Source organism: Spiroplasma taiwanense CT-1, from assembly GCF_000439435.1.
GTDB lineage: Bacteria > Bacillota_I > Bacilli_A > Mycoplasmatales > Mycoplasmataceae > Spiroplasma_A > Spiroplasma_A taiwanense.
Genome location: NC_021846.1, coordinates 345,833 through 362,466, shown reverse-complemented (window position 1 = coordinate 362,466; position 16,634 = coordinate 345,833). Strand labels below are relative to the sequence as shown.

Genomic DNA, 16,634 nt, shown 5'->3' with positions numbered 1-16,634 from the left:
AGGAAAAAAATTATTAATAAATAATAATTTTTAAGCCATTAATGTACTTGGTGATTCTGTTCTAATTCTTCTTGTAGTTATTGTAATTGAAATTATATACATTCCAAATACTAAAATTGTTGCTACAAATGGCGCTCATCAAGTCATTCCGAATGGAATTATTCCAATTATTGAATTAATTATTTTAACTATTGCATAAATTGCAACATAGCTTAAACTAACACCACTTATATAAGTTAAAATTGAAAATCCAGTTACAAAACCAAAAGTGTAATAAATTATTTCAAAATTTGAATACCCAAGTGATTTCATAACAATCATAAATCGCTTATATTGATTTACAAATAAGTCATTAATTAATGTTACAGTTAAAATCATAATTACTATTAATAAACTAATAAATAATATTCCAATTGATAGTACAATTGCAGATATTTGATTAATTAATGCCTCTTCTTGACTTAAGAAAGTTGTTGATTCAATTTCAATTGAGCTTTTATAAGGAGTATTACCATTTAAAGTATCTTCTCCAATTTTTGGATTTCTTGCAAATGAAGCTTGTATTGTAATAAAATATGGTTCTTCAGCATTTGAATAAATTCCAGTATATCACATATTTGGTCTAACAGATTTTTGAACTTCATCTTCTCCATAAACTCATTGACTTTTATCATTATTAACAATAGTATTTGGGTTTAATTTTTCATATGTATTTATAGTTACTCCATCTTGTGTATAACTACTATTATTTTGTGAATTAAAGTCTTCATATTGTAAATTAAATGGAGTATATTTATCAATACTAAATCCATTTATTAAATTAACTAAATTTTGATCTGCAATAATTAATGATTTACCATAAACCTCAATATTTCCAACTTTTTTAAAATTAATTTTAGAAACATTACCATTAGAAATACCAGTTCAATTTAAATCAATATTACTTAAACTAATAGGTCCATTTGCCTCTCTAATTGATCTTGCAAAAAAGTTATTGTAAGCTTCTTTAATATTCTTTAGTGCTTCTCCTGATAAATTTTCATTTTCTCTTTTGTATTCACCTCTTTGGTCAAAAAATAATGAATACGGTCTAATTGCGAAAAAGTCATTTTCATCTTTTAAACTACTATCAGTATTTTTTCACGCATTTAAAGTTTTTTCAGGAATGAAATCTAGATTTTCAATTCATCATGCTGAACTATCAGAATTACCTAAGTTTTTAATTTTTTCAAAATCTAGTTGAAATTTTTTAGGAAGAAATAAAACTATATTTTCATATTGATAATATGGTCTTATTTCCAAGTTTAAATCTTCACTACCATCTTTGTTAAATGTTGAAGTTAAATTATAAAAAGCGTAGGAATTATTTTTAAGATCTGCATACTTATATTTAGAAAAATCATTTACTTCTGTACTTCCATTTTTATAATCAAATATTGGAGCATAAGTAAACTTACTTCCTTGTAATGAACTCATTGTTAAAAATTGGTTTTCATTTAAAATATTTGATGCCTTATAGTGATTTCAATCTCTATCATCATACATTCAAGCATCATTTGGAATATTTTCTTGAGTACTTGTAATTACCATTCTTTTAGAATTTATATTAATATCTTTTAATAAATCTCAATTATTATTAATATTAAAATCTGTTTGTTCATTTGATATAACAGGGACTGATAATTGTTTTGTCTCTTTATCATAGATATCACTTATTAATTCATAATCTTCATTTGCTAGTGTATTTCCATATAAAACTTTATTAATTAATTGAGCTTGATATTCACTTTTAAATATTTTGTCACTATTAACTTTTTCAATATTATACGCAGATTGACTTGAATTTAAACCAATAATTGGTAAATTCTTATCATTTTGTGATTTTATATTTATACTTGTATATAAATTATCCACTCCTGGAATATATTTATTTACTTGTCATCCAAATTCAAAGTTATTTAGCCTATTTTCACTCTTTGTTACATAGTTTTTTATATATGAAGGTGTTTGAGAAATTATAATATTTATAATTTGTTCTTTTCAATTTCCCTCAGTTGTTGAAGAATTATTAATAAAATTTACAAGTAATTGAGGAAGACCATTAGTCAATAAATCAGAGGTTTCTAAAATTTTTTTAAGTCTAACAGAAAAATTATTTTCTAATTCACTTGAATTTGAATGAACAGTTCATTCAATCATTTTTTGAATATCTGCTATTGATATTCCACTTCCCACCAATTGTGATAAATTATTTCCTAAAATACTTGCAATTATTGATATCAATGAATTTAATTCTGTTTCTTCATCAATTGCTTCTTCACGAACTAAAAAATCATATTGAGAAGATGTACTTGAAAGTTTATCATAAGTTCAAGATGTTGAAAATTGATTATTATTTTCTGGAGAAATAAGAATTTGAGGAATTACTGAACTATCTGGAGAAGGGCCTATTTGAGAAACAGATTTAGAAATCTGCTCAATTTCACTTCCAAAAATATTATTTGTATTAAATAAGTTCTCTTCATATTCATCAACTTCTTGAGTTGGTGAAAGCGAAGTTTTTGCAAGAGGAGCATTTCCAATTAATTCTATATTTCTTGAATTATTTGAATAATTAATATTTCTATTATAACTATTAACAAAATTATCTACAATTCCAGGAATTGCTAAAGATCCTGAAACGAAGAATCCTGCAAAAAATATTGTTGCAGCTGTTAATAAAGTCTTTGAAAAACTTGATATTGCAAGTTCACTACTAAATCTAATTGAAAATCTACTTTTATTAGTTAATGCCAACTTTAATTTTCTAATTCAAAGAATTGTTTTTTGACTATCTTTTCTCTTTAATATTTCTAAAGTTGGTTTTCTAATCAAAAGAAATGCTGTAAAGTATGAAACAATTGCTAAAAAAACTCCAAAAATTAAAAATCCCAGAACAAATGGTAAGTATTTAAAAATTGCTAAATTATACTGTCCACTAACAAATTGTAAAAAAAATGATGCTACTGGTTCTTGAAGAAAAGACCCAATAATCCAAGCAATTGGTATAACAATAAACATAACAATTACTCCATATGATAAATAAGACGAAGCTATTTCAGATGATTTTGCTCCCATAGATTTTAATATTCCAATTTCTCCAGAATTTAAATGAATAGTTTTTTTAACTGCAACAACTACTGCAATTAATGTTATTAAACAAATTAGAGATGAAAATAATATTGAAATAATATTGAAAACTTCAGTTATTTTTGGTGTCAAAGTTCAATTATAAGATAATGGAGAATTATTAAAACTAGTGTAATTTTCATTATATTTTGAAGAATCATAAAAATTTTGATCAATTTCATTTTTATTGTATAAAAAATTATAATTATATAATAAATTTTTAATACTTGAAAAAGAATGTGCTACAAAAGCTGCCACACCTTTTTGTGCATTCTGTGAATCTGAACTTTTTAAAATATTATATGCATAATTTGTAGCATATTTTGAAAAATCAAATGTTATCATTTGATCAGAAATAACACTATTATCTGCAAAAACAATAGCAGATTTTTCATTATTTGGTATTGGAGTTAGTAAATCTGTAATTGGATAATAAGATAACGGATCTACTCCAAAAGCTGAAATAGTAAAATTTCCTCCACCAATAGTAATATTGCTTCCAAGTTTTAAATTATTTTTTCTTGCAAATTGTGAATTAATTATAATTTCATTTTTATTTCTTGGCATAAAACCATCATAAATAGTTATTCTATCTTTTCAAGTATTATCAAGATTTATTATTCTATAATTTATTTCCGAAACATTATCTTGAAGTACTACCTCTGCTCTTGCTTCATATTTTAAATCCACAGCCTGTGATAAAATTTCATTTCTTAAAAAATATGCCTTAGCTCTATTAAATGAACCAAAATCAAATTCTTTTCAAGCAGTAAGATCACTAAAATTAGAACCCGATCCTATATCTGCAATAAAATTTGTAGAATTTTCATGTTTTAAAAATAATGGATTAATTGTTCTTTTAGGAATATCAATTAGTTTATTAATATTATCTCCTTCTGTTGCAATTTTTCCATATAACTGAGTTATACTTCCTCTTGCTCCAAATTGATATAATTGAAATTTTGAATTTAATATCTCATTGTTTTTTACTTCTGCTGACATATCTCTTCTATTTCTTCAAGGGGTATTTATTTCTTGCTGAGCATTTTCAGAATATGTAACTATCATTGCACTTTGTTTTTCATTTAGAGTTGAAGCATTTATTGGTGCTCTTCCCAATAAAAAAATAAACAAAGTTGTGGCAAGTTCAATTTTATTTTGATCAGTATAACCATTTTTAATTCATTTAAAGCCTGCTTTTGAATATCAATTTTCATTAAAAAATTGTTCCATATCAGTTATTTCAGTTTGTAATTCAAATTCCTTTTTAGATTGATTTATAAAATAATTAATATAATTTGAAATCATTTCATTTAATTGTCCTGCAAGATTATCAATTGCAAAATAAAAATATCTATTATATTGATTTCTATCATTATAATTTTCAATTTCTAAAGTAAAATCTTCTCTAGAAATTAAATTTTTTTGCTTCAGTTTATAAAAAGGAGTTGTAAAAAGATATTCTTTACTTGTTCCATCACTAAGAAATAAATCATCTAAAAAATAATTTTTTGATTTTTCAATTAATAATTTTTGAAAATCACCAAAAGGTGTTCCAATAAACTGGTGATCTCTATATACTCTTGCAGAATCAAAAATAAAACTTGCTATATTATTATAATAATTTTCATTTTTTAACATATCAAAAAGTTTACTTTCAACCTCTTGATCTTCAAAAGCTTTTGTTAAAAAAGTTTCTTTATAACCATAATCAGTATACTGATTATTAAAATATGATAAATTAAAATTATACTCAATTCCTTTATTGTTTGCAGGATTATTCAAATCTGTTGAGTCATAAACTGCTAAAAATTCATCATTTATAAAATCAATTAATGGTGTCACTGTAACAGCTTCTTTACCATCACTTGGAATTCCAACTGCTTTTTGATTAATATAATCAAATTTTTCATATTTATTCATTGTTTGATTATAATTTTGATTCAATCTTTCAGATGTTGAAATTGAAATTGTTAAAATTAAAGTAGACAAAAATGTCAAAATAATAATTACATAAAATTGTATCCTAAACTTTAATACACCCTTTATCCCCTGTTTTAAATATAAAAAAAATGTTGCTTTTTTCATAAATTCCCCCGACTTATAATATTATTTTACATTACTTGTAATTATTTATCTATTATTTTATACTTATTTTATAAATAAAGGAGAAAGTCGGGAAAAATGAAAAAACTTTTATCAGCACTAGGAGTGATTGCAATTGCAGCATCAACAACATCTGTTGCTTCTTGTAGCTTAGTTAATAATACAAAACAATATGTAAAAAATAAAGTTTTAAACTTAGTAAATATTTCAAGTACTCTTTTAAGAGGCGCAATAATTCAAAATGCAACTCAAGATTTAAATAGAGGTTTAGCACTAGATAATGATTATTTAAGTTCAATGATTTTAGGAAATAATGCTTTAAATTTAATGAAAGACTTTAAGACAAGTCCACAAACAACTATGGAATCATTGAAAAATTCATATTTTCCAGGGCAACAATTGGATAGAGCAACAATTAATACTTGAAATGAAAAACAATTTTTGACAGATAGTGTAAAATCTCCAAATGGACCTTTGGACTCAATTGGTGGATTATTAACTTTGGGAATAAGTACAATTAAATCAAGTGGGGGAATTAATTCAAGTCTTGTTGGAACAATTGAAGGAGCATTACCTTTAATTGCAAGTAATGATTTAGCAAATAGCTTAAATCCTGATTCTCTTGAACCAATCGCAAAAGTATTAGAAGATAATGCTTATATGTTTTCACAAACAATAGCAAATCTTTCAGATAGCAATGTAGTTTATAGTTTAATTGCAAATTTATTAAATGTAAATTTTATAAATGCAATTAAAGAATTCAATTTTTCAACAATAATTGAGGGTATTGTGAACTTTTTTAAAGCAATTGATTCTAATTCCCTATATTCTTTAGTAGATAACTTGGGAAATTCAATTTTAACAATGGATAAAAAAGAAAATTTAACTTATGGAGATATAACAAATTCTGTAATTGTTAGATTAAATAATGTTTTTGCAAGACTTGCAAACAAAACTGATCAAATTGAATCAGATTTATATAAAACACCAGACTTAGAATTTTCAAAAAAAATAGGTACTACAAGTGGAGAATTTTTAAAAAATTTAAATAATATTTCTGTATCAAGTATTTTACCAAGTATTTTTGATATTTTATATATTGTTTTTGGATTATTACAAATGATATCATCAGTTGACTTTAATTCTTTTGTACCAACAAGTAGTCAGAATTTATTTAATGAAACCCAAAATAATAGTGAATTTTTAAAAAAATTAAGAACAACAGATTATGAAAAACTTGATAGTAAACAAACAATAAAAAATATTTTTACTGCAACTTCAATTAGTAATAATGAAAAAGGATTTCAATTGGAAAAATTGATTTCATTATTATTCTATTCAGGGGGAGAAATTACTGAAATAATTGAACCAAATAATGGATGAGATTTAGGTTCAATATTGTCAATTTTATTTGCTGGAGATAAAACAAGTTGAGAAGGATTAAGTCCATTAATTTTTGGATTGGGGTTTGGAATCGCAAAGTGACAAAATATTGAATTTTTAAATATCGGACCCAAGCAATTAGGTATGATTTTAAAATCTGCATTGCTTGATGGAATTTCAGAAAATAAAAATTTAAGTGGTCTACCCTCATTATTAAAAGAAATAACTAAGTTAGTGAGTATTGATATTCCTATTTCACTATCAGATGCTGTTGCAAATGATTTAAAAAATGCATTTAGTGGCATATGAGATAAAGACACACATGTTCTTGGTGAACTACTTGGAAGCTTACTTCCAAACTTAGGAAACTTAAGTAATTTATCTTTATATTCATTATTTAGTAGTAAAATTTATGACGAAATGAATATTTCTGAATTAATAAATTGACTTTTAATTAATACAAATTCTTATGTTGTTAAAAATAAAAATAATAGAGTAACTGAATCAGAAATTGAAACACTGGCATCTGGATTAAAGCAAACTGCTAATTCTCTATATAATAGAAAATTTAAATTATTAGTAAACGGTGAACCTTGAAATGGTAATGATAAAAATTATAGTTCTTTAGAAGCTTTAATTTATGCTTCCCTTAATCAAGGTCTTAAAGTTCAACAAGATCCATTAAATGATGAAATTGATTTTGAACTAAAAGGAATAAAAGCAGGAATGCAAGCAATTGGTGTTAAATATAAAACAAATGGTTCTTCTGAAACAAAATTTAGAGAGGACTCTTTATTAAATGGTTTAAATATAATTTTTGATCAGAAAATTGTTAAAAATTTAACTGATGAAATTTTAAATGGTTTTAAAGAAACAACAGAAATTAAAAATGAAGTTGCAAATAACTTATTTAAACCATTTATTAAAGAAGAAAATTTTAAAAATAATATTGAAAATTATTATGGAATTGAAAGTTCTACAAGTGAGGCAGGAATTACTTATACTACAACTTTTATAGACCCAATTTCAAAAACAAAATTTAATTATCAAATTAAGCTAAAATTGGAAGAAAATGAATTAAATTGAAAAATTATTTCAATTGATAGAAAATAAAAATTAATGCTAAAGTAATAGAAATTAAACTTATTGGCAAAATAAATCACAAAAGTCACATTTTTGATTTTCAATTTTTTGCATAACCAGTTGCTTTTATTTTTTTATCTTTTAAGGGTTTCTTTGGAGGCACAATTTTTATTTCTACTTCTTTGTCTTTATTTTCAACAGGTGCTTTTCTTCAACCATCGTGTTCTTTCATAGGTTTAATTTCTTCATGTTTTTCTTCAAACTTATGAGGAACAACTTGTTTAGCTTTATTTAAATCTTCATCAATTAATTGCTCTTTTTCATTTTCTGCTAAAAGTGGATTATCACTTTCTGGAAGAATTTCAATTTTTCCATTAGTTTTACTTCTAAGTGTATCAACAAAATGTTGTGCTACTTTTTTATTTGGAGTTCCAAAAGTTATTCCATTTCCAAAACTATCATTTTGAAGCGAAACATAACTTAAAGCATTATCTGTTTTAGATAATTGAAGTTGAATTTTTTGAAGTGAATATGAATCAAAAGGTAAATATCTTATTTGAGAATTTATGTTATTATCTACAACTTCTAAAGTAAAGGTTCTTTTTGATGTAATAAAAACTACTCCAACCATTTGTTCATCATATCTCTTAAATGAAGCCCAAAGTGCTGATAATACCTTTTCATCGTCATCAAAATATGTTTCTGTATGTGCTCATACCTTTTCAAGAATATCTTTATAATTTGGAGTTCAAATATATCCTTGACTTGCTAAATCTTTTTTTATTTGAATGCTTGATTTCATATATTTTACCTTTCTAATAATTATTATTTTATATTATTTTTATTTGTAAATTTTATGTATATTTCCATTAATTTTTTTTCATAACTACTATGAGGTTTAAATAAAAAATAATTATTATTTTTTATTTCAAGAGGTAAGTATTGTTGTTCAACTCAATCATTTTTATAATCATGAGGGTATTTATATCCAATTCCAGAGCCAAACTTTGAAGCAGATTTGTAATGTGTATCTCTTAAATGCGCAGGAATTGGAGGAGTAATTCCATTTTTTACTTCTTCTAAAACTTTTTCTATTGCAAGATATGCAGAATTTGATTTCTCACTTAAAGCCATTTCAACAATGGCTAAACCAAGTATAATTCTTCCCTCTGGCATTCCAATTTGTCTAAAAACTTGGCAAGCTTGAAATACTCTTATTGGAATTGTTGGATTTGCCAAACCAATATCTTCATAGGCCATAATTACCATTCTTCTCATAAGAGTTTCAAAATCTCCTATTTGCATTAATCTTGCTCAATAATGAAGTGATGCATCAACATCACTTCCTCTAATTGATTTTTGAAGAGCAGATTTTAAATCATGATACTCATCTCCTTCTCCAGTACCTTTATAACTTGCTTCATCAAAAATAGAAAAAATTATTTCCTTATTTATTTTTTGATCTTTATATAAATTTACTAATAATTCAACAGAATTTAATGCTATTCTTAAATCTCCATTTGCAAAACTACACATCATTTGATATGCATCTTTTTCAATATCTAAGTTTATATTATGATTTTGCAAAACTCTATTAATTCCTTTCTCCATTTCTTGATTTGTGATTTCCTTTAATTTTAAAATATTACATCTACTTCTTATTGCTGGATTAATTACAAAATATGGATTTTCAGTAGTTGTTAAAAAAACAATTACTTTTCTAGACTCAATAAATTCAAGTAAATAATCTTGAATATTTCTATTCATTCTGTGAATTTCATCAATAATTAAAATTAATTGCTCTTCATGATTTGATAAGTTAATAATTGATTGCAATTTTTCCTTTTTATCCTTTGAGGCATTAAAAAATTTATGTTTAAAATTTAAATCATTTGCTAAACTAATTGCCATTGATGTTTTTCCAATACCGGGTGGCCCATAAAAAATTAAATTAGTTAGAAAATTATTTTTTATCATTTTAGACACTAAACCATATTTTTGATTAATTAAATGAGATTGACCAATAATATCATTTATAGTTTTAGGTCTTAATAGAAAACTTAAAGCTTGTTTCATATTATCTCTCCTATTTGAATCATAACATAAAAAAAAACTAACAATAAGTTAGTTTTCTATGCAACAGCTGCATCATGTAAATCTTTAAACTTACCAGGAATTTTTATAAGTTCTTCATATGTCCCTGATTGAACTATTCCTTTTCCAGGTTCTAAGACAAAAATCTGATCAACATGTTTAATTGTTGTTAATCTATGTGCAATAATAACTGATGTCTTATCTTTCATAAGTTCATTTAATTGACTTTGAATTTCTCTTTCAACAATATTATCAAGTGCACTTGTTGCTTCATCAAGCACTAATAATTCAGGGTTTTTTAAAAGAATTCTTGCAATAACTAAACGCTGTTTTTGACCACCACTTAGTAATAGTCCTCTTTCACCCAAAATTGTATTATAACCTTGTGGTCAACTCATAATTATTTTATCAATTTGAGCCTTTTTGCAAGCTTCATGAACTTCTTCATCAGTTGCTTGGAAATAACCATATTTTACATTATCATAAACATCTCCAAAAATAATTGATGGTTCTTGCTCAACATATCCTACATGAGTTAAATAACTTCTTAAATTAAATTCTTTTAAATTTTTATCGTTTACCAAAACTGAACCTTCTGTTGGGTCATAAAATCTTAGTAATAATTTTGAAATTGTTGATTTCCCACTACCAGTTTCTCCAACAAATGCATAACTTTTTCCCTTTTCTAAAACTAAATCTAAATTTGGAACAATATTAATTTCAGGTTTTTCTGGATAATTAAATTTAACGCCTCTAAATTCAAGTTTATAAATATTTTCATCAAATAAAGTTCCATTTTGTTCATTATCTGAAAGAATAGGGTCATCACAAATTACTTCATATATTTTTTGTGATGATGCTCCTGCTCTTGAAAGTCCAGGAATAATTGCTGCAATTTGTCATAAAGGTCTTGTTAAACTTACAAGTGCAGTTGATATTGGTGTAATCAAAATAATAAAGTTTTCTGGGTTACTAGTTCCATATATTAAAACTGCAGAAACAATTACTAATAAATTAATTATCACATCTGATGCAATTAAAATAGCAAGTAATTCCCCATCAATTTTTGAAATTGGTTTAAAAACTTTTATATAAGGTTTATGAATTTGTTCAATTCTCTCTTCTTCATAAACTCTTGTTGAACTTGATTTAACCAATTTAATTGATGAAATTCTATCAATTACATCACCATTAATATCTGATATAACTTCTCTAACAACAGTAACTTTTTTTTGATAACTTAAAGCTAATAATACTACAAATAATGCAAGTAAATAAACAGAAGCAGAAGCAACTCCTGCTAAAGGAATGTCAATTGTAAATAAAACAACTGTTCCAAAAATTATTACCAAAGGAGCTTGAACAACCATTGAAAGTAATCCTGCTATTTCATTTCCAACAACATTGGTATCTCCAACAAGTTTTGTCATTAATTTACCAATTTTTTTATCAGAATAATAAGAAATATCTTGTTCTAATAACCTTTTTATAGTTAAATTTCTTAATTCTACTTCAATTCTAACTGCTAACATAATTGATAAAAAGTTTCTAAAAAATGTACAAGTATATAAAATTACTAAATCAGCTCCTGTTATTGCAAGTCAACCCCACCAAGGTAAACCATAATCATATGAAGGATCTTGTTGTGATTGTGGAGTATAATCAAAAATTGCTTGTTTCAAAGTCATATTAATAAGAAGCGAATTTGCACTTATTAATACAGCTGTAATTAAAACTACAAATATAACAGATATAAAAAGAGATTTATATTTTAAACCATATGTAGAGACAATTTTTCAAAAGCTTAATTTTTTACGCTTTTTAATATACTCATAAATTTTTTTATCAGCATCAAATGTATTTTTTTTAGCTAAATCACTTGAATTATGTGTTGCTGCATCATTAATAGGATTCATTCCTCCGCTTACTGTTTCAATCATTATTTTCACTTCCTTTTCATTTAAAATTAATATTAGCATATTAAATGCTAAAAGTATAAAAAACAATCATTTTTTTAAAATGATTGTTTTTTAAGTTAAATTGATTTTAATTCTGTTTCTGAATCTTTTAAATTTGAAATAGGCAATTCTCTAATTAATTCATCTAATTTTGAATCGAAAACATTTTCAAATACTTCTGAATATTTTTGAACAGGAATTATTTCAAGATCTTTTCTAACTTCTTCAGGAATATCATCAATATCTTTTTGATTTTTATAAGGTATTAAGATTTTTTTCAAACCACTTCTATGTGCAGAAATTGATTTCTCTCTTAAACCCCCAATTGGAAATACCAATCCTCTTAATGTAATTTCACCTGTCATTCCAATTTCTTTTGGAACTGGTCTATTTGTTAAAGCAGAAACAATTGCTGTTGTAATTGTAATTCCTGCACTTGGTCCATCTTTTGGAACTGCTCCTTCAGGAACATGAATATGAACATCATTTTCCACAAAAACCTCTTTTGGAATATTAAATACTTTATAATTTGATTTTACAAAATCATATGCAATTGTTGCAGATTCTTTCATTACATCACCCAATTTTCCAGTTAAGATTAATCCACCTTTTCCTGGGAAATGGTTTACTTCAATAGGTAGAATATCTCCACCAAATTGTGTATACGCTAGTCCAGTCACAACACCAACTTGTGCTTCTTGTTCTTTTTCTGTATGTTCAAAAATACGTTTTCTCAATAATTCATTTACAACTTCTGGAGTTACTTTTAATTTTTCAATTTCTTTGTTAAGCATTTTAACAACAAATTTTCTTACAATTGATGCTATTCATCTTTCTAATTGCCTAACACCAGCTTCACGAGTATAGTGTTTAATTATTTCACTTATTCCTTCTTTTGTAAAAGTAACTTGTTCTTTTGAAACCGCATGATCACTTAAAACTTTTGGAACTAAATACTCTTCTGCAATTTTCATTTTTTCAATTTCAGTATAACTTGATAATTCAATAATTTCCATTCTATCATATAAAGCTTCTGGAATATTTTCTGGATAGTTTGCTGTTGCAATAAAAACAACATCACTTAAATCATATTCTTCTTCTAAATAATGATCAGAAAATTTTGAATTTTGTTCTGGATCCAAAACTTCTAACATTGCAGAAGCTGGATCTCCTCTATAATCACTTGCCATTTTATCAATTTCATCTAGTAAGAAAACAGGGTTTTTTACACCAGCTCTTTTCATTCCTTGAATAACTCTACCTGGCATAGCTCCAATATAAGTTTTTCTATGACCTCTTATTTCAGATTCATCTTTAATTCCACCAAGAGCCATTTTTACAAATTCTCTTCCCATTGCTTCTGCAATTGATTTACCAAGACTTGTTTTTCCTACTCCTGGAGGACCAACTAAAGTAATTATTTGACCTTTAACTTTGTTTGTATTTTGTTTTACAGCAAGATATTCAATAATTCTTTCTTTAACTTTTTCTAATCCATAATGATGTTTATCTAAAATTTCTTTTGCAAATTTTAAATTAGTTTTTTCTTCTGTTGCCTGCCATCATGGTGTTTGCATCATTCAATCAATATAAGTTCTTATAATATTTGCTTCAGAAGATGCTGCAGGAAGAGCTTCACATTTATCAATTTCTTGCAAAATTCTTTTTTTGATATTTTCTGGAAAGGGTTCATTTTCAAGACGAGTTCTATATTTTTTAAGATCATCTCCTTCACCATCCATGTCACCTAATTCTTCTTTAATAGCCTTTAGTTTTTCTCTTAAATAAAACTCTCTTTGTTGTTCATCAACTTTTGATTTAATTTTCTTGCTAATTGATGATTCGATATCAGCTGATTGGCGTTTTTCATCTAAAAATTCATTTATTATCTCAATTCTTTTAACAGGGTCTAATTCTTCTAAAATTAATTGTTTTTTATCAATAGGCATAAACGGCATTAAATGTGCTGCACTATCAACAATAAAATTAGGGTCAGCATCAACTGATGCAGATTTTATAATTTCATCAATTTCTGAGGGAAATTCATCTTGTGATGAAATCATTGCTTTAATATATTTTGTAATTTTAGTTAATGCTTCTTTATCATTTGTTTTAAGATTTTCTTTTTCTATATATTCTGCTGAATAAAAATCACCTAATTCGACATTTTTAATTTCAGCACGTGTAAGTGATTTTATATTTACAGTTAATGTACCATCTTTTCACTCTTTTTTTATTTTAACTTCTGCTAGAACACCAAATAAAAATAATTCATCAATTTTTGGTTCATCTTCTAGCGGTTTTTTTTGAGAAATAATTAAAATATTTCCTTTATATTTTTCAACTGCTTCTTTTACAGCAACAGTAGTTTTATCTCTTCCAATTTCAAGAACTTGTTCAAATGTTGGATAAATATAACTACCTCGTGTAACTAACATTGGCAATCTTTTAGTATTCATTTTTTAATCCTCCTTTGGTACAAAATTATCATAACATATTTTTTAGCACTTGCAAGGTATAAGTGCTAAAAAAATAAAAAAAATACAATTATTTTTGTATTTTATCCATTATTTACATATAAAAAATCTATAATCTTTTCTCTTATTATCTCTTCTTTTATATTTGCTTCAGGTAATAAAGAATTTCTTATATAATCGGGTTCAACACCAAATGACTTAGCTAATTTTAAATATTTTTCTTCTAACTCTTCTTTTGAAACTTCAAATTTTTCAGTATTTCTAACTTTATCTGTAATTAAATAACTTTCAATACGTTTTTTTGCATCATCAAATAATTCTAGTCTTATTGCTTCATCTGTCATACCAGTTTGTTTTTTGTATTCTTTCATAGTAATTTTTTGACTTTGAACTTTTGCTTCAAATTCTTTGTATAAATTTTCAATCTCTTTATTTATTGCTGATTGAGGAATTTCAATTACAGATTTTTCTCTTATCAAATCAATAACTTTATTTACAAATTCATTTTTCAATTGAATAGATTTTTGATCTATAATTTGTGTTTTAACACTTTTTTCAAGTTCTTTAAAAGTTTTAATTCCCGGTAAATTTAGGTCTTTAACCAATTCATCATCCTTATTTGGTAAAATTCTTTCCTTAATTTCTTTTATATTTAATTTAAATTCAGCTGTTTTACCAGATAATTCCTTAATATAATCTTCAGGAAAAGTTGCTTGAATAAATGTTTCTCCTACTTTTTTACCAATCATTGAATCTTCAAAACCAGGTATCATTTGTCCACTACCAATAACTAATTTAAAATCAAGTTCTTTCCCACCTTTGAAAGCAACTCCATCAATGAAACCTTCGAAATCAAGAATTACAACATCACCTTTTTCAATTTTTGAACCATTTGGTTTTTCTTTTTCCATTACAAATCTATTTCTATATTGATCAATTGCTTTATTAATTTCTTCACTTGTTGCTTTAATTTCTTCTTTAACCAAATCTTTATTTTTTAAACCTTTGTAATCTCCAATTTTTATTTCAGGTTTTAAATCAAAAATAAATTGCAATTCACATGATTTTTCATTAATTTTTGTTGGGGTTGGAACAGGTGAATTAAATGGTTCAATATCAGACTTTTGTTCTCTTGCAAATTGTCATGCTTGTTCAATAACAGATTGAACTGCTGCATTTAAATATTTTACTGGAGTTAAGTATTTCTCAATTTTATCTTTTGGAGCTTTTCCTTTTCTGAAACCTGGTATCTCAATATTTGAAGCAGCTTTATTTTTTCCTTTTTTAACTGCATTTATTCATTCTTCACCATCAATTGTTACAATTCAAACTCCTTGACCTTTTTCTGTAATTTTTTTTGCACTAAATTTCATAAATTTCTCCTTTTTAAATAACAATTTTAATTATAACAAATTAATTATTTATAATTAACTATTTTAATGTTTAACTCCTCACTTAATTTTACTAAATTATTGTCAAAACTAATCATTTTATTCATTAAAGTTGAAAATTCTATCGAATTTTTAATTTTTTTTGATAATCCTAAAAATATTTTAACTAAATATGGAATTGTATTATCAATATTTTCTAAAAAATTAAATAAATTTGTATAAGTTAGATTAACTATTTCAAAATACATTATTTCCAAAAATAAATTACAAATTTCAATATATAAATCTAAAATATTAACAAAAGAAAGTAATTTTGCTATTAATGAAATTTCAATTGAATTATAAATTATTTCTGGATTATTATTAAAATCCTTATTTGAAAATTTAAAATTATTCTCTAAATCAGCAATTTGTTTTTTATAATTTTCAATATTTTCTAAAAATTCAATTAACCCTTTTCTAAAAGTTTTTGGAAAATATTTATTTTTTGACATATTCTTAGAAATTTCTAATAAATTAATTTCTGAAAAACCATCATTATTTAGTGCTTTTCATCAATCAATAAAACAACATCAACATTCAATTTTCTTCTTACAAATATTAGTAAAAATTGAACAAGAACAGGAATTTTCATTTAATTCTATATATTTACAACACTTCATTTTTTGTACCTTTACATTATATTTTATATATAACTTAATTATTTTATATTAAATAATTAATAAAATTCTTTTATTTATTGAATCTATTAACAAAAAAAGTTGAATATATAAAAAATCAACTTCTATTTACTATTAAATTTATAATTACTTATTTTAAATCAAAGGTCATCTAAAAGTATTTCTGCACTATCACTAACATTTTTGAATGATTCAATTATATTTTCTCTTAAATTAGAATTTAAAATAAAATTTAAGTTGTCAATATTCATTTTTTTAAATCAAGTAAAAATTACATTTTGAATTATAGAGTTG

The 16,634-nt window shown here is 24.8% G+C and carries 9 protein-coding genes; 1 reads left to right on the top strand and 8 read right to left on the bottom strand.

The features are described 5' to 3' along the window. Nucleotides 1–30: 30 nt before the first annotated feature. Entirely contained in the window at nucleotides 31–5,256 is a 5,226-nt protein-coding gene (locus STAIW_RS01795; RefSeq protein WP_020834157.1) for an ABC transporter permease, read from the bottom strand. 96 nt (nucleotides 5,257–5,352) lie between these two features. On the opposite strand from STAIW_RS01795, the gene STAIW_RS01790 reads away from it, so the two are divergent. Further along, nucleotides 5,353–7,770 (top strand): hypothetical protein, encoded by a 2,418-nt coding sequence (locus STAIW_RS01790; RefSeq protein WP_020834156.1) that lies wholly within the window; start codon nucleotides 5,353–5,355, stop codon nucleotides 7,768–7,770. Here the strand turns inward: STAIW_RS01790 and STAIW_RS01785 are convergent. The 7 genes from STAIW_RS01785 to STAIW_RS06170 form a co-directional block, all read right to left on the bottom strand. Beyond that, entirely contained in the window at nucleotides 7,748–8,542 is a 795-nt protein-coding gene (locus tag STAIW_RS01785) for a hypothetical protein (RefSeq protein ID WP_020834155.1), read from the bottom strand. The genes STAIW_RS01790 and STAIW_RS01785 overlap by 23 nt on opposite strands. A 23-nt stretch (nucleotides 8,543–8,565) precedes the next feature. Further along, entirely contained in the window at nucleotides 8,566–9,816 is a 1,251-nt protein-coding gene (locus STAIW_RS01780; protein WP_020834154.1) for a replication-associated recombination protein A, read from the bottom strand. A 56-nt stretch (nucleotides 9,817–9,872) separates the two neighbouring features. After that, a complete protein-coding gene (locus STAIW_RS01775) occupies nucleotides 9,873–11,774 on the bottom strand; it encodes an ABC transporter ATP-binding protein (protein WP_020834153.1) in 1,902 nt (633 codons plus the stop codon). Between the two features lie 95 nt (nucleotides 11,775–11,869). Continuing rightward, on the bottom strand, nucleotides 11,870–14,251 hold the full coding sequence (lon, locus tag STAIW_RS01770; protein ID WP_020834152.1) for an endopeptidase La: 2,382 nt from the start codon (nucleotides 14,249–14,251) through the stop codon (nucleotides 11,870–11,872). Nucleotides 14,252–14,352: 101 nt separating this feature from the next. Continuing rightward, complete coding sequence (gene tig, locus STAIW_RS01765) at nucleotides 14,353–15,642, bottom strand: trigger factor (RefSeq protein WP_020834151.1); 1,290 nt, start codon at nucleotides 15,640–15,642, stop codon at nucleotides 14,353–14,355. A 44-nt stretch (nucleotides 15,643–15,686) separates the two neighbouring features. Then, nucleotides 15,687–16,154, bottom strand: coding sequence for a hypothetical protein (locus STAIW_RS01760; protein WP_148285964.1), 468 nt, complete (start codon nucleotides 16,152–16,154; stop codon nucleotides 15,687–15,689). A 290-nt stretch (nucleotides 16,155–16,444) separates the two neighbouring features. After that, a complete protein-coding gene (locus STAIW_RS06170) occupies nucleotides 16,445–16,591 on the bottom strand; it encodes a hypothetical protein (RefSeq protein ID WP_020834149.1) in 147 nt (48 codons plus the stop codon). Nucleotides 16,592–16,634 lie beyond the last annotated feature (43 nt).